This window comes from Streptomyces sp. NPDC092045 (assembly GCF_044756005.1).
Taxonomy (GTDB): domain Bacteria; phylum Actinomycetota; class Actinomycetes; order Streptomycetales; family Streptomycetaceae; genus Streptomyces.
On sequence record NZ_JBIVSC010000027.1, the window covers coordinates 1 to 22,612 of the forward strand.

Annotated in this window: 16 protein-coding genes and 1 pseudogene; 13 read left to right on the plus strand and 4 right to left on the minus strand. The window is 72.6% G+C overall.

What is annotated here, in order from left to right:
- Positions 1 to 280: 280 nt before the first annotated feature.
- Both ACIQKA_RS32375 and ACIQKA_RS32380 read left to right on the plus strand, forming a co-directional pair.
- Positions 281 to 1,927, plus strand: coding sequence for an acyl-CoA carboxylase subunit beta (locus ACIQKA_RS32375; RefSeq protein ID WP_383434890.1), 1,647 nt, complete (start codon positions 281 to 283; stop codon positions 1,925 to 1,927).
- A complete protein-coding gene (locus tag ACIQKA_RS32380; protein ID WP_383448620.1) occupies positions 1,924 to 2,181 on the plus strand; it encodes an acyl-CoA carboxylase subunit epsilon in 258 nt (85 codons plus the stop codon). The genes ACIQKA_RS32375 and ACIQKA_RS32380 overlap by 4 nt, the downstream gene beginning before the upstream one ends.
- 13 nt (positions 2,182 to 2,194) lie before the next feature.
- Here the strand turns inward: ACIQKA_RS32380 and ACIQKA_RS32385 are convergent, their stop codons facing one another.
- Positions 2,195 to 2,983, minus strand: coding sequence for a helix-turn-helix domain-containing protein (locus ACIQKA_RS32385; protein WP_402543144.1), 789 nt, complete (start codon positions 2,981 to 2,983; stop codon positions 2,195 to 2,197).
- Between the two features lie 235 nt (positions 2,984 to 3,218).
- Here ACIQKA_RS32385 and ACIQKA_RS32390 point away from each other — a divergent pair, with 235 nt between their 5' ends.
- Entirely contained in the window at positions 3,219 to 3,881 is a 663-nt protein-coding gene (locus ACIQKA_RS32390) for a DUF4097 family beta strand repeat-containing protein (RefSeq protein WP_383153776.1), read from the plus strand.
- Positions 3,882 to 4,105: 224 nt separating this feature from the next.
- Positions 4,106 to 4,807, plus strand: a complete 702-nt coding sequence (locus ACIQKA_RS32395) for a 4'-phosphopantetheinyl transferase family protein (protein WP_402543124.1) — start codon at positions 4,106 to 4,108, stop codon at positions 4,805 to 4,807.
- 80 nt (positions 4,808 to 4,887) lie between these two features.
- Here the strand turns inward: ACIQKA_RS32395 and ACIQKA_RS32400 are convergent.
- A pseudogene (locus tag ACIQKA_RS32400) lies at positions 4,888 to 5,172 on the minus strand (DUF6518 family protein); the annotation flags it as partial.
- 686 nt (positions 5,173 to 5,858) lie between these two features.
- On the opposite strand from ACIQKA_RS32400, the gene ACIQKA_RS32405 reads away from it, so the two are divergent.
- The 7 genes from ACIQKA_RS32405 (at position 5,859) to ACIQKA_RS32435 (ending at position 15,565) form a co-directional block, all read left to right on the plus strand.
- Positions 5,859 to 6,902, plus strand: a complete 1,044-nt coding sequence (locus ACIQKA_RS32405) for a bifunctional DNA primase/polymerase (protein ID WP_402543125.1) — start codon at positions 5,859 to 5,861, stop codon at positions 6,900 to 6,902.
- Positions 6,899 to 8,473, plus strand: a complete 1,575-nt coding sequence (locus ACIQKA_RS32410; RefSeq protein ID WP_402543126.1) for a phage/plasmid primase, P4 family — start codon at positions 6,899 to 6,901, stop codon at positions 8,471 to 8,473. Before ACIQKA_RS32405 ends, ACIQKA_RS32410 begins: the two co-directional genes overlap by 4 nt.
- Before the next feature lie 190 nt (positions 8,474 to 8,663).
- Positions 8,664 to 9,038: a DUF6009 family protein gene (locus ACIQKA_RS32415; RefSeq protein ID WP_366379334.1), complete on the plus strand. Its 375-nt coding sequence runs from the start codon at positions 8,664 to 8,666 to the stop codon at positions 9,036 to 9,038.
- A 478-nt stretch (positions 9,039 to 9,516) separates the two neighbouring features.
- Positions 9,517 to 11,796: a transglycosylase domain-containing protein gene (locus ACIQKA_RS32420; protein WP_402543145.1), complete on the plus strand. Its 2,280-nt coding sequence runs from the start codon at positions 9,517 to 9,519 to the stop codon at positions 11,794 to 11,796.
- Between the two features lie 71 nt (positions 11,797 to 11,867).
- Positions 11,868 to 13,154, plus strand: a complete 1,287-nt coding sequence (locus ACIQKA_RS32425; RefSeq protein WP_383153765.1) for a hypothetical protein — start codon at positions 11,868 to 11,870, stop codon at positions 13,152 to 13,154.
- Positions 13,155 to 13,303: 149 nt separating this feature from the next.
- On the plus strand, positions 13,304 to 14,479 hold the full coding sequence (locus tag ACIQKA_RS32430) for an amidase domain-containing protein (RefSeq protein WP_383153763.1): 1,176 nt from the start codon (positions 13,304 to 13,306) through the stop codon (positions 14,477 to 14,479).
- A gap of 150 nt (positions 14,480 to 14,629) precedes the next feature.
- A complete protein-coding gene (locus ACIQKA_RS32435; RefSeq protein ID WP_402543127.1) occupies positions 14,630 to 15,565 on the plus strand; it encodes an alpha/beta fold hydrolase in 936 nt (311 codons plus the stop codon).
- A gap of 362 nt (positions 15,566 to 15,927) precedes the next feature.
- On the opposite strand, the gene ACIQKA_RS32440 is transcribed toward ACIQKA_RS32435, so the two are convergent.
- The gene (locus ACIQKA_RS32440) at positions 15,928 to 16,431 is read right to left on the minus strand and encodes a GNAT family N-acetyltransferase (RefSeq protein ID WP_383153759.1); all 504 of its coding nucleotides are present in this window, start codon (positions 16,429 to 16,431) and stop codon (positions 15,928 to 15,930) included.
- 149 nt (positions 16,432 to 16,580) lie between these two features.
- On the opposite strand from ACIQKA_RS32440, the gene ACIQKA_RS32445 reads away from it, so the two are divergent.
- Both ACIQKA_RS32445 and ACIQKA_RS32450 read left to right on the plus strand, forming a co-directional pair.
- Positions 16,581 to 17,237, plus strand: coding sequence for a maleylpyruvate isomerase family mycothiol-dependent enzyme (locus ACIQKA_RS32445; RefSeq protein WP_402543128.1), 657 nt, complete (start codon positions 16,581 to 16,583; stop codon positions 17,235 to 17,237).
- 686 nt (positions 17,238 to 17,923) lie between these two features.
- Positions 17,924 to 19,054 (plus strand): tetratricopeptide repeat protein, encoded by a 1,131-nt coding sequence (locus tag ACIQKA_RS32450; protein ID WP_402543129.1) that lies wholly within the window; start codon positions 17,924 to 17,926, stop codon positions 19,052 to 19,054.
- A gap of 14 nt (positions 19,055 to 19,068) precedes the next feature.
- Here ACIQKA_RS32450 and ACIQKA_RS32455 read toward each other — a convergent pair whose 3' ends face one another.
- Positions 19,069 to 22,575: a CHAT domain-containing protein gene (locus ACIQKA_RS32455; RefSeq protein ID WP_391097048.1), complete on the minus strand. Its 3,507-nt coding sequence runs from the start codon at positions 22,573 to 22,575 to the stop codon at positions 19,069 to 19,071.
- Positions 22,576 to 22,612 lie beyond the last annotated feature (37 nt).

Sequence of the window (22,612 nt, forward strand, 5' to 3'; positions counted from 1 at the left end):
CACCAACTCGACACCGCCGTCCACCAACACGGCAAGGGCGACCTCACCCGACTCCTCACCGGCAACGACACCTGGACCGTCAACGACTGACACGAGGGGCACGACGACACACCGGGGGAGGGCGCGGAATCCCGCCCGCCCTCCCTCCGGCCCGCCCGGGAAGGCACCCGGGAGCGCGACCGGCCCCCGGGCGGGAGTCGAGCGGAGATGTAGCGCCCCTGACGAAGCTGGACGACGCGGCACCGGGCGGACCCGGTGCCCCCGCGTCGAAAGGGCCCGTATGAGCATCGTCGAGGAAGCGCCACTGGAGACCGTACTCGCGCCGAACCCCCGGCCCGCGGCTCCGATCCCCCCGCGCCGGGAGGAGCCCCCGTTCGCCCCGCTGCGCGAGCGCACCGCGGAGCTGCACGCCGTCCGCGCGCTGGCCGAGGCCGGGCCGGGCGAACGCGCCACCGAGGCCCAGCACGCCAAGGGCAAGCTGACCGCCCGCGAGCGCATCGACCTCCTGTTCGACGAGGGCACCTTCAACGAGGTCGAGCAGCTGCGCCGGCACCGCGCCCAGGGCTTCGGCCTGGAGGACCGGAAGCCGTACACCGACGGGGTCGTCACGGGCTGGGGCCGGGTCCACGGCCGCACCGTCTTCGCGTACGCCCACGACTTCCGCATCTTCGGCGGGGCGCTGGGCGAGGCCCACGCCGAGAAGATCCACAAGCTGATGGACCTGGCCGAGGCGGCCGGGGCCCCGATCGTGGGGCTGTGCGACGGCGCCGGCGCCCGGATCCAGGAGGGCGTCACCGCCCTCGCCGGCTACGGCGGCATCTTCCGGCGCAACGTCCGCAACTCCGGCGTGATCCCGCAGATCTCCGTCGTCCTCGGACCGTGCGCGGGCGGCGCGGCCTACTCGCCGGCCCTCACGGACTTCGTGTTCATGGTCCGCGGCACCTCGCAGATGTTCATCACCGGTCCCGACGTGGTCCAGGCCGTCACCGGCGAGGCCGTCACCATGGAGCACCTCGGCGGCGCGGACAGCCACGCCGGCACGTCGGGCGTGGCGGCGTTCGCCTACGACGACGAGGAGAGCTGCCTGGAGGACGTCCGCCACCTGCTGTCGCTGCTGCCCTCCAACAACCGCGAGCTCGCCCCCGCCGGTGACCTCGACGACCCGGCGGACCGGCGCTGCGAAGGCCTCCTCGACCTGGTGCCGGCCAAGCCCACCCAGGGCTACGACATCCGCGACCTCATCGAGGAGATCGCCGACCACGGGGACTACTTCGAGGTCCACGCCCAGTGGGCCCGGAACGTCGTCTGCGCGCTGACCCGCCTCGGCGGCCACGTCGTCGGCGTCGTCGCCAACCAGCCGGCCCACCTCGCGGGCGTCCTCGACATCCAGGCGTCCGAGAAGGCCGCCCGCTTCGTACAGTTCTGCGACGCCTTCAGCATCCCGCTCGTCACCCTGATCGACGTGCCCGGCTTCCTGCCCGGCGTCGACCAGGAGCACGACGGCATCATCCGGCACGGCGCGAAGCTGCTGTACGCGTACTGCGACGCGACCGTGCCCCGGATCTCGCTGATCCTGCGCAAGGCCTACGGCGGCGCCTACATCGTCATGGACTCGCGCTCCATCGGCGCGGACGTGGCCCTGGCCTGGCCGTCGAACGAGATCGCCGTGATGGGCGCGGAGGGCGCGGCCAACGTCATCTTCCGCCGCGAGATCGCCGCCTCCGACGACCCGGAGGCCACCCGCGCGCAGAAGATCGAGGAGTACAGGAACGAGCTGATGCATCCGTACTACGCGGCCGAACGCGGCCTTGTCGACGACGTCATCGACCCGGCCGAGACCCGCTCCCGGCTCGTCTCCGCCCTCGACATGCTGCGCGCCAAGCACGCGCAGCAGCCGAGCCGCAAGCACGGGAACCTCCCGCTGTGACCGCCCCCGCCGAGAACCCCGACGCCCCCGCTTCCGCCGACGACGCGGCGGCCCTGTCCCTGGCGGCCTCGATCCGCATCGTCAAGGGCAACCCGACGGCGGAGGAGGTCGCGACCCTGGCCGCCCTCCTCATCGCGCGGATGCGGCTCCAGCAGGAGGCCCGGGAACGGGACCGGCGGCCGGAGGCCCCCGTGCACAAGCTGCCGTCCCCCCGGCGGCCGGCCTTCGTCGCGCCGGGCGCCTGGGCCTCGTAGATCCCGGCGAGTGCTATCCGAGGTCGCTGCCCGGCGCGCCGGTGTCCTCCGGGGCCTCCCACTCCTCGTCCTCGTCCTCGTCCTCCTCCCCCTCGGTCTCCGTGAAGAGGACCTCGCGGGCCTGTTCGGCGGCGCGGGCGAGGCTCTCGGCGACGAAGTCGAGGAAGCGGGCGACGTTCTCCAGGCGGACGGCGGCCGGGGTGCCGGGCCCGAGGACGCCGACGCCCTGCCGCGCGACCTCGACCTGCTGGACGAGGGACCGCACGCTGGCGACCATCGACTGGTACCAGAGGTCGTCGTCGACGACGTAGCGCTCGCGGCGGCGCTCGTCCCGCTCCCTGCGGACGAGGGCCTGGCTCTCCAGGAAGGCGATCGACTTGGAGATGGTCGCCGGGCTGACCTGGAGGCGCCGGGCGAGCTCGGACGCGGTCAGACTGCCGGCGTCGGTCATGAGGAGGGCGACCATCACGCGGGCCATCATCTTCGGCATGCCCGACTGCATCATGACGGTGGTGAACAGCTCCTCGTACGCCCGTACGGCCTCGGGGTCGCCCCCGCGCGGCCGGTGCACCGGCTCCGGCCCCCGGGGCGCGGCGGGCCTGCGCCGGTGGGTGCGCTGCTCCGTGGCGCGGTGGGCCAGGTCCGCGCGGTACCCGACGGGGCCGCCGTTGCGCATCACCTCGCGCGTGATCGTCGAGGTCGGGCGGCCGAGGCCCCTGGCGATCTCCGCGTAGGCGAGGCCGTCGGCCAGCCCCAGCGCGATCTGCTGACGGTCCTTCTGGGTGAGCCTGCCTCCCGGCACCGCGGCCTCCTTCGTGTCCACTGAGGTTTCCACCAAGGTCTCCACCGTAGCGTTAACCATCAATCCATTGCAACACCCGAAAGGCTGGGCGTTGCGTTAAACCCAAGCCCACCGCAACAAGTTCAAGACGCTGAACTGGGCCGACTCGGTCACCACGCAACCACTTCATTGCCGCACGCTCGAACGCAACGTAGCCTTTCCATCATACGAAACACCGGTTCGTCAGGAGGGCGCCATGCAGAAGTTCGACACCCCCACCCCGATCAACGCCGTCTTCGACGTCCCGGCCGGACGCGTCCAGGTGATCGCCGCCACCCGGACCGACACCGTGGTCGAGGTCCTGCCGATGAACCCCGCGAAGAACCGCGACGTCAAGATCGCGGAACAGGCCTCGGTGGAGTACGCCGACGGCGTCCTGCGGATCGGGATCCCGGTGAAGAACCAGTACTTCGGCTCCTCCGGCTCCGTCGAGGTGACGGTCCGGCTCCCCGCCGGCTCGCGGGTCGAGGGCAGGGCCGCCGCCACCGAGCTGCGGGGCGTCGGACGGCTCGGCGAGGTCGTCTTCGACGGCGCCTACCGGCGGATCAAGATCGACGAGGCGACGGGCGTCCGCCTCGACGCGGTCGACGGGACCGTCGAGATCGGCCGGCTGGGCGGCCCCGCCGAGATCACCACGACGAGGGGCGACATCCGGATCGCCGAGGCCCTGGGCGGCACGGTCACCCTGCGCACCCAGCAGGGCGACATCTCGGTCGGCGCGGCCCGGGGGGTCTCCGCCTCGCTCGACGCCGGCACCGCCTACGGCCGCGTCGCCAACGACCTGAGGAACGACGGCACGTCCACGCTCGACATCCACGCCACCACGGCCAAGGGCGACATCACCGCCCACAGCCTGTAGAGCCCCGGCCCGCAGAGCCCCCGGCCCACGAAGTCCCGACCCGTACGACCCCAGCCCGTACGACCCCGACCCGTACGACCCCAGCCCGTACAGCTCCGCCCCGCGAACCCCACCCCGCAGAGACCCACCCCGCAAAGGCCCACCCCGCAAAGGCCCGCCCCGCAAAGGCCCGCCCCGCGGAGCCCCCGCCCTTTCCGGAGCCCCGGTCTGGGAACATGATCGGCATGGAGGCGGCAGCGACGTTACGAAGCGACACCGGGACACCCGACGGCCACGACGTACGGGTATGGGTCCTGCGCGCCCCGGCGGCTCCGCGCACCGCACGGGAACTCGCCGTCCTGGACGAGTCCGAGCACCGGCGCCTGGCCGCCTTCGCCCACGACCGGGACCGCGCGCTCTACGGGTTCGCCCACGTGGCGCTCCGCACGGTCCTGTCCGCCCTGACCGGCGCGGCACCGGGCGACCTGCGCTTCGCCCGCGACCCCTGCCCGTGCTGCGGCGAGCCGCACGGGCGACCCGTTCTCGTCCCCGCGCCCCTGGAGTTCTCGCTCTCCCACAGCCGGGGCCTGGTCCTCATCGGCACCGCGTCGACCCCGATCGGCGTCGACGCGGAACTCGTGCCGGAACCCCAGGTCGTGGAGGAGCTCACGAGGATGCTGCACCCGGCCGAGCGCGCCGAGGTCGAATCGGCGCCCGCGGACGACAGGCCGACGGTCTTCGCCCGCCTGTGGGCCCGCAAGGAGGCCTACCTCAAGGGGCTCGGCACCGGCCTCGGCCGCGACCTCGGCGCCGACGACGTCCGCGCCGACCTCCCCGGGTGGCGGTTCACCGACCTCCCCGCCGGCCCCGGCCACAGGGCCGCCGTCGCGGTCGCCTCCCGGGCGCCGCACGGGGTGCTGATCCACCGGACGCTCCCGACGGGCTGACCGGCGGGGCCCGGGTCGGCCGCGGGGGCGGTCGGCCGAGGAGCGGCGACAGGATCAGCGACGAGCGGGGCGGACAGGGACCCGGTGCCGTCGCGGGCGACCTGCGCGGAGCCGTGGGAGCCGATCACGAGCCCGGCCCCGGCGCACAGCCCCGCGACGGCGGCAACGGGCGGCCCGGCCCGCCGGGCGACCGCCGCGCCCGCAATGAATGCGGCGACGGACCGGACCGCGCCGGAACGGGGGATCTGGTTCCAGGCACCCGGTGGGCACTCCCGGGCCGGATCGGCCGGCACTCCGAGGAGGGGCCCGCCGACGAGCGCGGACACCACCGTGAGGATCCGCGCCCTTCCCTCGGTACCGGACACGGGCGCGAGGGCGGGGAGGCGTTCACGAGGCTGCTCGCCGTCTCTTCCGAAGTGTGCGCGGCCTTGAGTCCCCGGATGCGGCCGTGAAGACGCGCGGATCCGCCACCGCGTTCACCGTTCCCCGGTCCCTCTTCCCCGTTCAGTCCCTGCACCCTTCAGTCCCTGTAGGAAACCGCAGGTCAGCCCCTTCCCCGGCAGGGACCCAGGGACTGAAGGGACTCAATTCTCCTGTTTCCGGCCTTTACGTGCGTGCGTGCATGCGCGGGCGTGAGTACGTACTTGTACACCTGCTCATGAAGCCTGTGCCGCTGATAACTGGAGATTTGAGTCCCTTCAGTCCCTTTCAGTCCCTGGACCGATCGGCTCAGCCCCCTGACCTGCAGGTTCGTGCAGTGACCGAAGGGACAGGGACCGAAGGGTCCGAGTGCGGCATCAGCCCCTCCGGGCCGGGGAGGGTGTCCGGGGGAGGGGTACCCGGCAGCGGGCGCCCGCATGTCCCCGTACCGCCGGGCCGGGGACGGTCCGGAGACGGCCCGGGGACCGGAGGGACCGAAGGGACCCAGTTCCGAAACAAGGGCGACGTCATGCGTGAGTCGCCCGTGACGCTGGGCTAGCATCCGCGATAGGGAATCTTCAGTCCCTTGAGTCCCTGTGAACGCCTCCTCCGCATCGCCAAGGAAGAACCCGTGCCCGTCCGTCCCGAAGACGTCGCGACCTGGATGGTCCGGCACGGGTTCGCGGTGCACCCCCTGGCCCCCGGCGCCAAGACGCCCGCCCCCAACTGCGGCGCGTGCGCGACGGGGACCCACCCGGCCGGGCGCTGCCCCTGCCACGCGCGGCGCGGCTGGTGCCACGGCTTCCACGCCGCCACCACCGACCTCGACACCGTCCGGCACTGGTGGGCCGCCCAGCCCCGGTTCGGGGTCGGCGTCGCCTGCGGACCCTCGCGCCTGGTCGTCATCGACGTGGACGCCCACACCGACCGCCCGCCCGAGCGGGCCCGGCTCCTGCCCGGCATCCCCGTCCACGACTCCGTCGACCTGACCGGGCTCGCCAGCGGGTTCGACACCCTCGCCCTTCTGGCCGCCCACCGGCGCAGGCCCGACCCCTGCGCGGACGCCTCGACCCTGCGCGTACGGACGCCCTCCGGCGGCATGCACGTCTGGTACCGCGCGCCCCGGCACGCGCCCGCGTTCAAGTCCTCCAGCGGATCCGGCCACCGCACCGCCCTCGCCTGGCAGGTCGACGTCCGCGCCGCCAACGGCTACGTCGTCGCCCCCGGCACCCGCACCACGGCCGGCGAGTACCGCGCCCTGCCCGGCGCCCGCACCCCCGCCCCGCTCCCGCTCTGGCTCACCGCCGAACTCACCCGCACCGGACACCGCGCCGACCCGCCGCCCCCGAGCCCCTCCACGGCGGCCTCCCCCACGCCCGCCTCGTCCCCCCGGCCCGGCGGCGCCCCGCGCGTCCTCGCCGCCCTCCTCCGGGACGTGGAGGCCTGCGGCGCCGTCCCCGAGGGGGCGGCCTTCAGCGAGAAGCTCAACCGGGCGGCCTTCACCGCCGGCGGACTCGTCCGGGGCGGCCACCTCGGGGACGCCGAGACCCGGCGGCTGCTCCTCGAAACCGCCACGCGCGCCCGCCCCCACCAGCTCCGCAGGAACGCCCACATCGTCGAGACCGGCATGCGCGCCGGCAGCGCCCGACCCATCCGACCCGAGGAACGCACATGAGCAGCGCCGGAAGCACCGGGTTCAACGCCCAAGCGGCGGCCGAACAGCTCGCCGCGTTCGGCGACGAGTCCGCGCCCGACCCCGCCGCGCCGCCGCCGCCCCGGCGGAAGGACGGAACGACGCTCCCCCCGGACCCCTCGGACTTCGTCCAGTCCGGCCTGCTCGCCGACCTCAGCGACCGCGGCAACGCCAAACTCTTCGCCCACCTCCACCACGACCGCTTCCGGCACGTCGAAGGCCTGGGCTGGTACGTCTGGGACGAGTACCGGTGGAAGCGCACCGGCGGCGAGAAGGCCGCCATCTGGGCCGCGGGCGACATGGCCGAGGAACTGCCCACCACCGACCCCCGCGGCGTCTTCACCGACCGCGAACTCACCCAGCACCGCAAGCGCGCCATGTCCACCTCCGGCGTGAAGGCCATGCTGGCCCAGGCCAAGGCCTCGCCCGGGCTCGCCCTCGACCCCGACAGCCTCGACGGCGACAAGTACGCCCTGTGCACCCCGGCGGGCGTCGTGGACCTGCGCACCGGCGAACTCCGCAAGCCCGACCCCACCCGGGACCTGCACTCACGGGCCACCCACCTCGCGCCCGAGGCCATGCCCACGCCCCGGTTCCACGGTTTCCTCGCCCAGACCTTCGGCGAGGACGACCCGGGCAGGGAGATGATCGACTTCCTGCACCTCCTGCTCGGCTACTCCATCACCGGCGACGTCGGCGGCCAGGTGCTGCCCTTCCTCTACGGAGTCGGCGCCAACGGCAAGTCGGCGCTCCTCGACGTCGTCATCAAGATCCTCGGCGACTACGCCGACGTCGCGCCCCCCGGCTTCCTCATGGAGCGCGGAAAGTTCAACGAGCACTCCACCGAGCTGACCGAGCTCCACGGCCGCCGCCTGTTCGTCTGCAGCGAGCTCAAGCCCCACGACAAGTTCGACGAGGCCCGCGTCAAACTCCTCACCGGCGGCGACCGCCTCAAGGCCCGGCGCATGCGCCAGGACTTCTTCAGCTTCGAACCCACCCACAAGCTGTGGCTGCTGGGCAACCACCGCCCCGAGGTCGGCACCGGCGGACACGCCTTCTGGCGGCGCATCCGCCTCATCCCCTTCGAGCGCGTCGTCCCCGACCACCGCAAGATCGACAACCTCGCCGAGATCCTCGTCCACGACGAGGGCCCCGGCATCCTCCACTGGATGATCCAGGGGGCCAAGGCCTACCTGGCCGCCAAACCCGCCCTGGCCGGCCCCAGCGTGGTCCGCACCGCCACCCAGGCGTACGCCACCACCGAGGACCACATCGGACGCTTCCTCTCCGAGTGCTGCACCACCGGCGGCGACCTGGAGGAGCCCCGCGACCTGAAGGTCGAACAGGGCGCCCTCTACCGCGCCTACAGCGGCTGGTGCCAGGACGGCGAGGGACTGCGCCCCGCCACCACCCGCGCGTTCGCCACGCGGATCCGGGCCGAGATCGGCGTCGCCTCGCCCGGCGAGATGCTGCGCTCCAACGGGCAGAAGTTCTATCCCGGGCTCGCCCTCCTGGCGGACGACGAGCCGCCCCGGCGTACCGCAGACGGGTAGGCCTCGGAGTGAAGCCGGACCGCGTGCCCTTCGAAGACGACCGACGGACCTACCATGGACGAGGAATGAGCCGAGGCATCCAGCCGCCGGGCCCCGCGACGGCCGGCCGCACACCGACACCGGCGCCGAGCACGGCGTGGAGGAGACCGGGCCCCCCGCGGGCCGAGACGACCGAGAAGGGACCCAGGCCATGAGTTCGCTCCTGACGGCAGGCGACCTCACCCACGAGAACAGAGTGGTGTGGCTGGAGGACCCGGAAGAGCTCGACTACGTGCGCCAGGCCCTGGACAAGACCCCCCGCCGCCGGGGCAAGCCCCGCTACCACCGCGACGGGCGCATGATCGGCTTCGCCGAACTCGACGACAGCGCCGAGGCCGACCCCGACAGCGGACTGCAGAAACGACGCGTCTTCTACCTGCTGCCCCACGACCGCGACGCCGAGCCCGACGGGCTGTACCGCGCGGGGGCGCCCGGCGAGGCGGTGGACCCGCGGACGATCCGGCCGGGCCAGGTGGGCAGCAAGACCGCCCGCTCGCAGCGGGGGACCGAGGCGACGGTCGCCTGAATCGGTTCTTCGGTCCCTCCGGTCCCTCCGGTCCCCGTCGCACCGGCGAAGAGCGACGGCCGGGGCAAGATCACCGGCCGGGGCCGGGACGGTGCACCGCGGACCGCTGTCGGGACGGGCGCCCGACGCGGTCGTACGTGTGTGCGGCAGGACCGACAGGCACCGGTCAGCCATGATGTGACCTGATTCGCCCGAACATCATGTGGAGATCGTGCGAAACGCGCTGGTAATTTGAGAGCCGCGATCCCGTGAGGTCGGGGGGAAGTCAGGGTTTGCGACCGCCATAACGGTAGCCGGGTCAAGCCCTTGTACGTCTGTACTGCCTGCCTGCGCGCGCGACAGGGAGTACGGAGAGAGGCCGATCGTGACCCAGGCAGGGCAGGGAGGGCAGGCTCAGGGGGGCGAGGGAGACCCGTCGGAGCCGAGTCCCTCGGCACGCAGGCGTGCCCTCGGGCAGCGGCTCGTGCCCGACGAGACGATGCAGCTCCGCGTACCCGAGGGCGGCATACCCACCACCCGCTCCGGAGGGCCGCTGATACCCGGCGGGGGCCGGCGCGCCACGTCCGAGGACACCGCCGGCACGCCCTCCGGCACGGAGGAGGCCGGAGGCGCCGCCCCGACCGGCGACTCCCAGGCCGGCGACTCCCCGGAGACCGCCCCCGGATCCCGCGCGTCCCGCCGCGCGGACGCCAGGACCGCCGCGCCCGGCCGCCCGGGAACCCGGCGCCGCCGCAAGGCGCCCAGGACGGCGCCCACCGCCCGCCTCGTCGCCGCGGTCCTCGCCGCCACCGCCGTCGTCGTCGCCGTGGCCGGCCCCCGGCTGCGCCGCGTGCGACCGCACTACCCCCGCCCCGGACGGACCGGCTGGAAGCGCTGGGTGCCCTCCTGGCGGCAGACCGGGGGAGCGGTCCTCGGCGCGTTCGGCCTGAGCGTGCTGACCCTGACCGTCGCCTACGCCGTCACCGACATTCCGGACAACCTCAACTCCTACGCCACCCAGCAGGACAACGTCTACTTCTGGGCCGACGGCACCCCCATGGCCCGCGCCGGCTGGGTGCAGCGGCAGGAGGCGGAGCTGGAGGACGTGCCCGAGGACGTGCGCTGGGCCGTGCTCGCCGCCGAGAACGAGAGCTTCTACAGCGACCCCGGCATCTCGGCCAAGGGCCTCACCCGCGCCGTCCTGCGCACCGTGGGACAGGGCAGCACCCAGGGCGGCTCGACCATCACCCAGCAGTACGTCAAGAACGTCTACCTCAGCCAGGAGCAGACCTACAGCCGCAAGTTCACCGAGGCCATGATGGCCCTCAAGCTCGACAACAAGATGAGCAAGGACGAGATCCTGGAGGGCTACCTCAACACCAGCTGGTTCGGCCGCGGCACCTACGGCATCCAGCGCGCCGCCCAGGCCTACTACGGCAAGGACGTCAGCGGGCTCAACGCCAGCGAGGGCGCCTTCCTCGCCGCCCTCCTCAAGGGCGCCGGACTGTACGACCCGACGCTCGGCGCGGCCAACCGCGCCCGCGCCGAGGAGCGGTGGCGGTGGACGCTCGACCGGATGGTGAAGATCGGCAAGCTGTCGCCGGAGGAGCGCGCCGGCTACCGCACCTTCCCGGAGCCGCTGGAGAGCAACCCGCTCTACAACACCGGCGAGCAGAGCGACTACCTGGTGGAGCTCGCCACCCAGTACGCCAAGAAGTCGGCGCACGTCTCCGACAAGGACTTCGACCGCGGCGGCTACCAGATCTACACGACCTTCGACAAGAAGCGCGTGGACCAGCTCACCCGGGCCGTCGGCGCGGCCCGCGACAAGGCCCGCAAGACCAACCCCGAGGCCGCGAAGCACGTCCACTACGGCGCCGCCTCCATCGCCGTCGACGGACGCATCCTGGCCATCCACGGCGGCCCCGACCACCGCAAGCAGGGCTACAACGAGTCCAACGCGACCACCGTGCGGGCCGGCTCGGCGTTCCAGCCGTTCGTCTACGCCGCCGCCCTGGAGCACGGCGTGCGCAAGAGCCGGGACGGCACCCCCGAGCCGGTGACGGGCGAGACGGTGTACGTCGGCGACGACAAGGTGCCCGTCACCACGCCGGAAGGGCCGTACTGGGACCGCAGCGGCCGCAAGGTCGCCGCGAAGAACGACGCCGGACGGTCCTACGGGCGGATCTCCCTGCACCGGGCCCTCGCCTCCTCCGTCAACACCACCTTCATGCAACTCGGCATGGACACCGGCCTGGACAAGGTCCGCGCCACCGCCCAGGCCTCCGGACTGCTGCCCTCCAGCCTCGGTGCCCAGGTGCCCGCACTGGCCGCCGGCAGCTCCACGCCCAGCGCCATCCGGATGGCCAGCGGCTACACCACCTTCGCCGCCCAGGGCCGGCACACCGAGCCGTACGCCATCCTCAAGGTCACCCGCAACGGCCACGTGGTCGCCACGGACGCCCCGGCCACCCGCCGGGCCATGGACGCCGACACCGCCGCCGAGGTGCAGTCCGCCCTGACGGACGCCTTCCGCACCGCCTACCCGGAGACCGCCGCGAAGGCGGGCGGCGAGGTCGCCGGCAAGAGGGGCACCACCGAGGACGACACCGCCGCCTGGTACGTCGGCACCGAGAAGAAGGTGTCCACCGCGGTCGTCGTCTACCGCATCGACCTCGCCAAGAGCCTCGAACCCCTGCCGCTGGAGGGACTGGGCGGCACGATCGCCGACAGCGTCCCGTACGGCATCTGGTCGGAAGCCCTGAGACCGCTCGGCTGACCACCGGCGCGACCGCACCGTCCACGTCCACGCCTCCGAGAGATTGAGGCCCCCGAGAGATTGAGCCGCAGATGAACAAGCCGTCGGGCCGACGCCGCAAGGACCCCGCGCCCCGCCGTCTCCCCGCCCGCCCCGGAACGCTCGCCCTGGCGGCGCTCCTCGTCGTCGCCTCCACCGTCGGCGGCTACCTGGTGCTCTCCGGCACCGACGACACCGCCCCGACCGCGTCCGCGACGAACGGCTCGCCGCGCCAGCCGGTGTCCGGGGCCTCGGGGGAACCGGCCTGGGACGGCAAGGTCAAGGTGATCGGCGACGGCTCGACCTCGTACACCGGCCCGCAGAAGGAGCAGCTGAAGCCCGAGCCCCTCAAGCCCGGCGAGAAGCCCCCGCAGTTCGTCGTCTTCTCCTGGGACGGCGCCCTCCAGGGCGACGACGGACTGTTCGCGCACTACCGGGAGATGGCCAACCGGCACGACGCCCACATGACCTTCTTCCTCACCGGCATCTACCTGCTGCCCAAGGGCAAGAAGGACCTGTACGACCCGCCGCAGCACTCCCGCGGCAGCGCGGCCATCAGCTTCCCCACCGACGAGCACGTCTACACCACCCTGGAGCAGCTCGCCGGGGCCTGGAAGGACGGCAACGAGATCGGCACCCACTTCAACGGGCACTTCTGCGGCCCGAAGGGCGGCGGCGACTGGAGCGTGCCGGAGTGGAAGAGCGAGATCGACCAGTTCTACGGCTTCGTCGAGAAGTGGAAGACCAACACCGGCAGGACCGACCTCGACCCGCTGCCGTTCGACATACGCCGCGAGGTCTCCGGCGGCCGCGCCCCCTGCCTCGAAGGCCAGGCCAACCTCCTCCAGGCCGCCAAGGGCTACGGCTGGCGCTACGACGCCAGCTCCGCCGGCGACTTCCAGATATGGCCGAAGAAGAAGAACGGCATCTGGGACTTCCCGCTCCAGATGCTCCCGTACGAGGGCGGCAAGTACCAGGGCCTGTCCATGGACTTCAACTTCCTCTACAACCAGTCCGAGGGCAAGACCGACGGCGATCCGGCCATGTACCCGAAGTGGCAGCAGGAGACCCTGGACACCTACATGGCCGGATTCGACCGCGTCTACTACGGCAGCCGCGCCCCGCTGTTCATCGGCAACCACTTCGAGGAGTGGAACGGCGGCATCTACATGAAGGCCGTCGACCGCATGATCGAGAACGTGTGCACCAAGAAGGACGTCAAGTGCGTGTCCTTCAAGGAGCTCGCCGACTGGATGGACGCCCAGAAGCCCGCCACTCTGGAGCGCCTGCGCAGCCTCGACCCGGCCCAGTCGCCGGACTGGTCCACCGTCGTGAAGTGACCCGCCGACGGCTGTCGACGCCCCGGTGACAACAGTCCGGAAACCTCCTTGCATCAGTCACCCCACCTCCTTCACACGAGCCGCACAAGGCATGCGAAGATGCCGCTTACCTCGGCGGTCCTATGCCGGGGAAAGAGGGGAAAACGCCAGTGAAGTCAAGAAAACTGAAGCACACGCGACGCCGGGCGACGATACTCACGGCGGCCGCCGCATCGGCCGTCGCGGGGGCCGCACTGCTGCCCAACTGGAACGCGGGCGCCTCCACGGCGGCCGAGCCCCAGGTCGACGCCAAGACCAAGGCCGCCTTCCAGAGCCTGGCCGACGCGGTCTTCACCGACCGCACCAACGCCCTGGTCGACCAGCCGCGCCACGGCGGCAAGAAGGCCCTCACCAAGGGCTTCTCCGGCAAGGTGGAGCTCTCCTCGGACATCGGCCGCACCGAGGACACCGCCCTGAGGCAGCTCGGCGACCGCAAGAACCGGCTGGCCGACAACGGCGAGAAGTACAGCGCCGGCAGCACCACGGTCACCCTGGGCCGCACCGACGTCAAGGGCCGCACCGCCGTCGTCACGGTCACCGAGAACACCACCCTGACCTACGCGAAGGTCACCGGCGGCGAGCCGGGCACCACCGGCTTCCAGGCCCGTCACGAACTCACGTTCAAGGCGGACAAGAAGGGCTCCTGGAAGCTCACGAAGATCCGCGAGACCGGCGACGGCTACCTCGCGGTCAACCAGCTCGCCCAGCCGATGACCGCCACCGTGGCGGCCAAGACCACCACCACTCCGTCGGCGCCCCGCGCCGCCATCACCAAGCGCCCGCCGGCCGCCCCCAAGAACCTCACCGGCGGCGAGTACGACTACAAGGCGATGGCCGCGTACGCGGAGAAGTACTGGACGAACTACAACCCGGCCTACCCCAACTTCAACGGGGCCGGCGCGGGCGGCGACTGCACCAACTTCGTCAGCCAGTCCCTCAAGGCCGGCGGCTGGAAGCACGTGCCCGGTTACGTCTACGACTACACGCGCTGGTTCGGCACCGCCGACATCCAGTCGCACTCCTTCATCGGCGTCAACGAGTGGTCCTGGTTCGCGCAGAACTCCAAGCGCACCACCAGCCTCGCCAACGTCTACCAGCTGGACGTCGGCGACGTCCTCCAGGTCGACTTCAACAAGGACGGGTCCAAGGACCACACCATGATCGTCACGTCCCGCCGCAACGGCGTGCCGTACCTGACGTACCACTCCACCAACACCCTGCGCCGTTCGGTGACGAGCATCATCTCGTCCTACCCGAACGCCGCGTACTACGCCTACCGCACCTGACGGTCGGCAGCCCCCGAGCCGCAGCGCCCCGCGTCCACGACGACGCGGGGCGCTGTGGCGTCGTCGCCGAACCGGAGTAACGCAACCGGGCCCCGGTCGTTCACAGGGAGTTGCCCGGCGACGGCGACACGCTCCCGGAGGAGGCCCACGGTGACAACGGAAATCGGCAGGACGCGCACGGACGGGACGCCCGTGGAGCACCGGCTGTCGTACGAGGGCTTCGCCTACCACGCACGGGTCGTGCGGTCCTCGGCGGCCCCGGGGACGGTGCCGGTGGTGATCCTGGGAGGATCCGCGCAGGACCGCTACACCTGGGTCAGGCACGAACCGCGGCTGACGCCGACGACCCCGGTGATCACCGTGGACCTGCCCGGATACGGCTCCGCCGACTTCCTCCCGGCCGGCTACGGCCTGGACTTCCTGGCCGACACGGTCCACCACATGGTGACCAGTCTCGGCCACCCCGCCGTCCACCTGATGGGAGCCTGCTACGGGGGCAACGTGGCACTGCGCTTCGCCCAACGCCACCCGGAGGCCGTGCGCAGCATGATCCTGGCCGGCACGACCCTGGTGGTGCCCGAGAACTTCAAGGCGGCGGTCGCGGGGTGGACCGACATGCTCCGGCAGGGCGACCGCGCCGGCTACGCCTCCGGCATGGTGGCGGCGTTCACGGCACCCGCGGAGCTCGGGCCCGTGCGCAAGCGCAACGTCATGACCCGGATGCTCCACCGCCAGGGCATGGACCGCACCGCGCACGAACTGCGCATGGACGCCGAGCACAGCGACCGCGTGCTCCGCCACGGCGTCTACGCCTCCGGCCGCCTCCCCGACGTCCCCTGCCTGGCCTTCACCGGCGAGTACGACACCCTCACCCCGCCCTCCCACAGCCGCCGGGTGGCCGAACTCTTCCCCCGCGCCCGGTTCACCACGGTCAAGGAGACCGACCACCTCTCGCTGCTGGAACGCCCGACCGAGGTGGCCGACCTCTGGCAGCGCTTCTACACCGAGACCCCCTTCGACGAACTCGACTTCCTGAACGGCGTCGAGAGGATCGAGAGCCCGGCGCCCCTCCTGACCTCCCCGTAGGACCGACGGCCCGGCCGCCGAAGGGTCCGGGCCATCGGACCGGTCGGTCTTCTTCTGGGCGCCGAGAGTGTGGATGGGAACATCGGGGGCATGCGGGGGTGGAGCGCTCGGCCGCGCTCTGGATATGGCAGGGTCTGGCGGACTTCCCCCTCCGGCAGACCCCCTGGTGGACGAGCGGCCCGCACCTGGTCGGTGCGGGCCGCTCGGCGCGTGTGAGCGTGACTCCGTTACCGCCCCGCGCCGGCGAGGACGAGCCGGCTGGCGACGCCGCCATCGGGCACGATCACAGGCCGGCCGTTGTCGTCGACACGCCGCAGCCCAGACACGAAGATCACGATCTGCGCCTGGGGCGTGACCTCGCGTCATGGCAACGAGCGTGTGAGCCACACCACTTCACCGTTGTCTTCCGTGGAGACGTGATCCCGCTCGAACCCGAGCTTCTCAAGGACACGGAGCGACGGTGCGTTCCACGCGCCGACGGTCGACCAGAGCCGTTTCCGCCCGGTCGCGGTAGCGGCATCGAGCACCGCGCTGGCCGCCTCGGTGGCGTAGCCACGCCCATGCGCGCGCTGGAACAGCTCATACGCGATTTCGGGCTCCTCCAGGGTCGAGCGGCCGATGACCAGCCCGCAGTAGCCGATGAAGTCACCTTCGTCACGGCGCTGGATGGGCAACAGGGCGATCCCCGTAGCGGCCGTCGCGGTGAGCAGCTCCGCGATGGACGCCCGGATGTGCTCAACCGTGGGGGTCCCCTTGCCGCGTTCGGAGAGGAGGGCGCAGAACTCAGCGGCGTCCGACTCGACCCATGGCCGCAGCAACAGCCGCTCGGTCTCGAGGTGGAACGGCATCGTCTCGTACGAAGTCATGCCCCCACCTTGCCCCACGGACCGTCACGCACCGCATCCGGAGCATCGGCCTCACGGGACAACGGGACAGCTCCTACGCGGGCGCGGTCGATGAGTGTGGGCGGCGATCGAAGTCTGAGGGAGAACACTCGATCTCTGGAGGCTGCCCTGTGGCCGAATCACACGTCCTGGAAACCCGGGAGGCTCTGGAACGGGCGAACCGCGTCGAGCGGTTGGCGCTCGTTCAAGACCTCGCTGGGCTCAGCGAGGCCCAGTGGGCGACGGCATCACTGTGCGGACGCTGGACCGTGGAGGAGGTCGTGGCCCATCTGACGGCAGGAGCCAGTACGGGGATGTGGCGCTGGCTGCTGAGCATGCTGGCCGCGCGGTTCGACCCCGACCTGCACAACGACCGACGGCTCGCACAGCACCGTGGTGCCACACCTGAAGAGACCTTGCGGCGATTTCGCGCGGTGGTCGCCGGGCCCGCCGGGCCGACAGGACACACTGCGGCCTGGCTGGGCGAGACAGTCGTCCACGGCGAGGACATCCGTCGGCCGTTGGGACTCGTGCGGACGCCCCCGGTGGCCACGACGACCGCCGTGGCCCGGTTCTTCGCCAGCCGTGATTTCACTGTCGCGGGCAAGACCGCGATCGCGGGCTTGCGGCTCGAAGCCACCGACGGACCGTTCACCACCGGCTCGGGGAATCTGCTCCGGGGGCCGACCCTCTCGCTGGTGATGGGGATGGCGGGCCGCGCAGCGGCCTGCCAGGACCTGGAAGGGGACGGTGCGGTAGTCCTGCGTGCCCGACTGCGCTCCGGTTGAGAACGAGCTGGGGGGAGAGGGAGGGCGCGGTGGCCGCGGCGGAGGTAAGGCCGGTGGCGAGGAGCATGGCGGCGAGCGCGGTGGTGATCTTGTGCATGACCGACCCGACGTGGTGGCGGAGAGCCGGTCACGTTGCTCGATGGGGACACGTCGTCCGGCGACGGCCGGGGTCGGTGAGGTGCTCGCCGCCGTCCGGTGGGAGAGGGGCCCGCCCCCGGCGTCTTGGGCGGACGTCGTGCCCCGCTCCGTGAAGGGCCGGTCATGACAGGACGTCAGGTTCTCGGGCGGCACGGCGGCCCTGTGGCGGCTGCGCCGGTCTCGGCACCGCAACCCGTGTCGTCCACGGGCCGGCGGGGCGGCTCGTCGTTCCTTCCGGCTCGCTCGGCCGACGTGAGACATTGCCAGGACGTCGTCCGGGCCCTCGTGGAGCCGGCGCGTGGCCCTGCTCGGCCTCGCGAGCGCCGCCGCAGTGTCCGGCGTCTCCGCCTCGGACGTGCGCCGCGACGGCGGACACGCGGGGGTGAACCGCCGGTGGACGGGGAACGACTCCCTCGGCCGACGAAGGAGCGGGGATGACCGATACGGACGGGGCGGGTCGGGGCAGGTGGCGGTTCCGCCGGCGCGGTCGGGGCACGCGCCCGGGGACGGAGAGCCCGGCCGCCCGGACCCAGCCGCCCTCGGCTCCCGTGCCCGGGTCCTCACCGGCACCGGGCGGGGCCGCCGACGAGGGCGAGCTGGAGGGCCTGGGCTCGTACCGGATCACCCGGTACGAGGGCGAGGACGGCGTCCCCGTGATGAATGTGAAGCTCTCCCTGACGCCTTCCGGGATGACGCGCCTGAAGCTGAGCCACCTCGCGGCCGAACACGACCCGCACCATCCGGACGTCGTACGGCTCTCCTTCGAACTGGCCGAGCAACTCCGCCAGGAAGGAGAGTTCGACGAAGCGGAGGAGGTCTTCCGCTGGGTCATGGCGGAGCGCAGGGCGGACCTCGGGCCCGCGCACCCGGATACCCTGGCGGCGGAGGCCGCTCTCGCCTCCCTGTTACGGGCTCGTGGACGGCCTGAGGACGCGGAGCGGCTGCGCCGTTCCGTCTTCGCCCAGCGCGAGACGACATTGGGCCCGGACCACCCGGACACGCTCGCCGCGCTGGGGGATCTGGCCCTCGTCGTGCTCGCCCTGGGGCGGCACGAGGAGGCGGAGCGACTGGCGCGCACCGCGCTCGAACGCCGGACGCGGGTGCTGGGGCCCGAGCACGAGGACACGCTCGGCAGCCGGAACACCCTGGCCGGGGTGCTGCGGGCCCGGGGCGCGCTGGAGGAGGCCGGAGCGCTCTACCTCTCGGTGCTGCGCGACGCCGAGCGCCTGCTGGGCCGGACCTCGGAGCTGACCCTGACGGCCCGGATCAACCACGCCGCCGTCCAGTACCGCCTGGGGCACGTCGCCCAGGCCGTGCGGTCGATGCACGACGGGGTGCGGCAGTCGGTGGAGACCAAGGGCGCCGGCCACCCGGACACGCTCTCCGCACACGCCACCCTGGGCGCCATGCTTCAGGCGCTTGGCAAGGTCGAGGAGGCCGCGTCTGAGCTGCGGACGGCCGTCGTGGGCATGGAACGGTTGCACGGCCCCGACCATCCGGACGTCCTGAAGTACCGCACCAGCCTGGCCGCCACCTTCTTCAACGCGGGTCGGCACGCCCAGGCCGAGGAGGAGTGCCGCCTGGTCGTCGCCGGCCACGAGCGGCTCTACGGCACGGCCGACCCTCGCACGGCGAAGGCCCGGGAGAACCTGCGCATGGTCCGCATCGCCCGGGGTTAGCACCCGCGGAGGGCTCATGGACCGATGTGGACGTGCGCTCCCCACAGCGACGGGAGCAGCGGATGCTCCGTGTGCGCCTGCCGGACGGCCGCGTGCAGCGCGTGCGCGGGGCCGTGCGGGAGCCGGCCGTAGAAGGACTGGGCGATGCGCGGGGCGATCTGGTCCGTCACGGGCCACAGCGTGCCCACGACATGGCGGTATCCGGCGAGTTGGAAGGCGCTGGTGATGTGGATCGCCTCGTCCGCGAGCTCGGGGCGGGTCCCGGACGTGGAACAGCTGGAGAGGTAGGCCAGGCAGGCTCCCGACGGCCGCAGGGCGGAGATGTCCGCAACGGTCAGCGCCCCTTCCAGGTGGTCGTGAGTGAGGATGCGCGAGGCTGAGGGGTCGTGCGGGTCGGTGACGGCGTGGCAGACGAGATGGACGTACGGGCTGGAACGCAGGGCCTCCCGCACCCGGACGCGGGTGGCCTCGGCGCCGGTGAGCAGGGGTGCCCGGGTGGTTCCGGGCAGCAGCGCCCGCACCGCTTCCGCTTCGCGCAGGGCGCTCGGCAGGGGCGCGGCCCCCGGCGTGTCGCCGATGGCCACGATCAGTGGCGACCGCGCGCCCGACGGGGCGGGTTCGGGCCGTCGGCGCGCGTGGTGCAGGGCCCCGATGGTCGGGGTGTAGGAGGAGACGGCGAGGTCCAGGGCGCAGCGCGGCCGGTCCGGGTCGGCCCGGGGGCCGTGATAACCGGCGGCGTGCAGCGGCAGGAAGGCGAGTGTGCCCTGCGGGCACCACCAGATCCGCGGGGGCCGCTCCCCCGGGGCGGGTGGTCCGGTGTGACCGAGGCGTCGGAGCACAGGGCCGGTGACGGTGTCCCACAGCCATTCCAGTACGCCGGAGAGGGTCTCCTGCGCGGACCAGATCTCCTCCAGGGAGGCTCCGGGCCGGGCCGCGGCACGGGTGGCGTCGAGGAAGACGGCGACCTGCTCGGCCACGGTCTCGGAGCGCACCTTCAGCGGCAGGACGTCGATCGTGCCGTCGGCCACGATGACGGCGTCGCAGCGGATGCTGATGTTGAGGAGCACGACGGGTCCGTCGCCGGCCTGGCGCAGGATCTCCTCGGCCGAGGACGGGCGCAGGAAGCCGTTGAACCCCCGCAGGGCCCGGATCCGGCCCAGCAGGCGCTGCCACGCGGCGGCGTGGGCGCGACGCCGTTCGGCGGCCTGTTCGGTCGCGGCCGCCGGCCCCGGGAGTCCGGCCGGCCCGCCGGTCTCCTCCTCGCGCAGCCGCAGGAACTCGTCGGCCAGGGCGGGCGCCTGCCGGCGCAGCCGGTCGAGGTCGAGGTCCCGGGTCCGCAGCAGCCGTCCGAGGAGCACTCCCCTGCCGTGTTCGAGGACTTCCAGGGCTTCCTCGGGCCGCCCGGCCTGGAGGGCGTAGGCGGCGGCCTCCGCCGCGATGCCCGGCAGGCGGGCGAGCGCGTACTGCTGGTCGCTGCGGGTGAGGCTGCGCGTCGCCAGCTCGGGCAGCAGCGACGTGGCCGTGCGCAGGGCGCGCCACGCCGTCTCCCAGTCCTCCAGCACGCCGGACACCTGGCCCCAGGTGACGTGGGCGGCGAGCCGTTCGCGCACCGGGGCGGAGGCGACCGTCGTGATGTCGCGGGCGACGACGGCGGCCTCCGTGAGCAGATCGCGGTCCCCGGTCCGCAGGTGCAGGCTGTACAGGCCCTCGGCGAGCGCCGTGCCGGGCTTGGTCCGGTCGGGGTCGTCCCGGGGGCGGTCCCGCACGACGGCACGAAGGAGGTCCACGGACTCCTGGAGGTCCGCGAGGTCGTGGCTGATCTCGTAGCGGCTGCGCAGGGACTGGGCGAGGCTGAATCCGGCTACCTCCCGCTGGGTGGTCATCAGGCTCATGGCGTGGCGTTGCAGGCCGATCGCCTCGTCCAGGTCGGTCGGTGTGCCTCCGGCGTGGTCGAAGCGGGCGAGGAGGGCGCGGGCGAGGCTGCCCATCGCGGCCGCCCGCAGCTTGGGAGGGGCGGCGTCGAGGGCCTGTCGGAAGGCGCCGAGCGCCGGGCCCAGCGCCTCCGGCCGGGCAGTGTGGAAGAACCGGGCGAGGTGGGTGTCGCCGAGCAGCACGAGGACGACCGGACGGTTCGCGTCCCCCTCGGGCAGCACCAGCAGGGCCTGGCGGCACAGTTCGGCGCATCGGTCGAGATCCGTGATGTCGCCGTGGACGCCGAAGCGCTGGTGCAGGCACCCGGCGAGGCTCGCTTGGTGGAGGGCCCGGTGCGCCGCGTCCAGGTCCGCCCCGGTGGCCATGGCGTCGCGGTGGACCGCGATCCCCGATTCGAGGTCGGCGAGGTCTCCGCGCGCCGCGTGACGGGTCCGCAGGGCGGCGGAGAGTCTGGTGCGCAGGGCGCAGGCGTTGTGGGGCCCGATGCCGGGTGCGTCCACGGCCGCCCGGAGCAGGTCGATGGCCCGGTCCAGGGAGCCGGCCTCCCCGGTCAGGTCGTACCGAGTGTCGTACGCCGATCCCAGCGTGCCGATCAGCACGGCGCGTTCGGCGCTGTCGGCGGGTCGGCCGGCGATGGCGTGCCGGAGCACGGCGATCGCCTGGTCCGTGAAGTGGGGCCGGCCGGTCCCGACAGCCCGGTCCAGGAGCGCGTCGGCGGCCTGCAGGGCGGCCTCGCCGTGCTCGGTGGTGCCGGGTTCGGCGTTCGAGACGGCGCGCAGGCGCAGGGCGATCACCGTGTCGAGGTCCTCCAGCCGGCCCACGGTGTCGTAGCGGTCCTGCAACGCCCGTGCGAGGCCGTCGAGCAGGGCCTGCCGCTGCTGCGGGCGGTCGGCGGGCAGCAGGGCGAGGGCCCGGGAGTGGGCGTCGATGGAATCGTCGCGGTGGCCGGGGTCCCGGGTCAGCCTGTGGAGGGCGCCGAGTGCGGAGCCGAGGTTGACCAGCCGGATCGCGAGGTCCTCCTGTTCGGCCTCGGGGGTGAGCCGTACGGCGTGGCGGTACAGCGCCACGCACTCCTCCAGGTCGCCCCGGTCGCCGGTCAGGAGGTTGCGGTCGAAGAGCGTCTCGGCGAGACCGGCCAGCTGGGCGGCGGCCTCCCCCCGGGCCTCCGGCCCGCCGGACAGTGCCCGCCGCTGCCACTCGACGGCCTCGTCGAGGTGACCGGGGTCACCGGTCGCTCCGTACAGCCGGCGCAGGGCGCGCCCGAGTCCGTAGGCGTAGGCGGGCCGGTAGGGGTGGTCGGCCGGAGCCTCGGCGAGGGCCCGGCGATAGAGGGCGAGGGCGTCCTGCAGCGGGCCGGGGGCGCCGGTCTTCTGGTGTACCAGTTCCTCGGTGTGGGCGAGGTTCCGGAAATGGACGTGTCGGTCGGGGGTGCGCGGGCCGAGGGAGGCCACGGTCATGTGGAACGCGAGCCGGGCCCGTTCGAGGGCGGCGGGGTCACGGGAGCGGATGTAGTCGTCGAGTTCCCGCAGTCCGCAGTCGTGCAGAGCCTGGACGCGGTCGTCGCCGCGGCGCTCTCCCATCGCTGGCATGGAGCCACCGTAGGGCGCCTCGGCGCGGCCCGGTGCC

Coding starts and splice junctions, on each gene's coding strand:
- ACIQKA_RS32375 (WP_383434890.1), top strand. CDS start 281: ATGAGCATCGTCGAGGAAGCGCCACTGGAGACCGTACTCGCGCCGAAC.
- ACIQKA_RS32390 (WP_383153776.1), top strand. CDS start 3,219: ATGCAGAAGTTCGACACCCCCACCCCGATCAACGCCGTCTTCGACGTC.
- ACIQKA_RS32395 (WP_402543124.1), top strand. CDS start 4,106: ATGGAGGCGGCAGCGACGTTACGAAGCGACACCGGGACACCCGACGGC.
- ACIQKA_RS32410 (WP_402543126.1), top strand. CDS start 6,899: ATGAGCAGCGCCGGAAGCACCGGGTTCAACGCCCAAGCGGCGGCCGAA.
- ACIQKA_RS32415 (WP_366379334.1), top strand. CDS start 8,664: ATGAGTTCGCTCCTGACGGCAGGCGACCTCACCCACGAGAACAGAGTG.
- ACIQKA_RS32420 (WP_402543145.1), top strand. CDS start 9,517: ATGCAGCTCCGCGTACCCGAGGGCGGCATACCCACCACCCGCTCCGGA.
- ACIQKA_RS32425 (WP_383153765.1), top strand. CDS start 11,868: ATGAACAAGCCGTCGGGCCGACGCCGCAAGGACCCCGCGCCCCGCCGT.
- ACIQKA_RS32440 (WP_383153759.1), bottom strand. CDS start 16,431: ATGACTTCGTACGAGACGATGCCGTTCCACCTCGAGACCGAGCGGCTG.
- ACIQKA_RS32455 (WP_391097048.1), bottom strand. CDS start 22,575: ATGCCAGCGATGGGAGAGCGCCGCGGCGACGACCGCGTCCAGGCTCTG.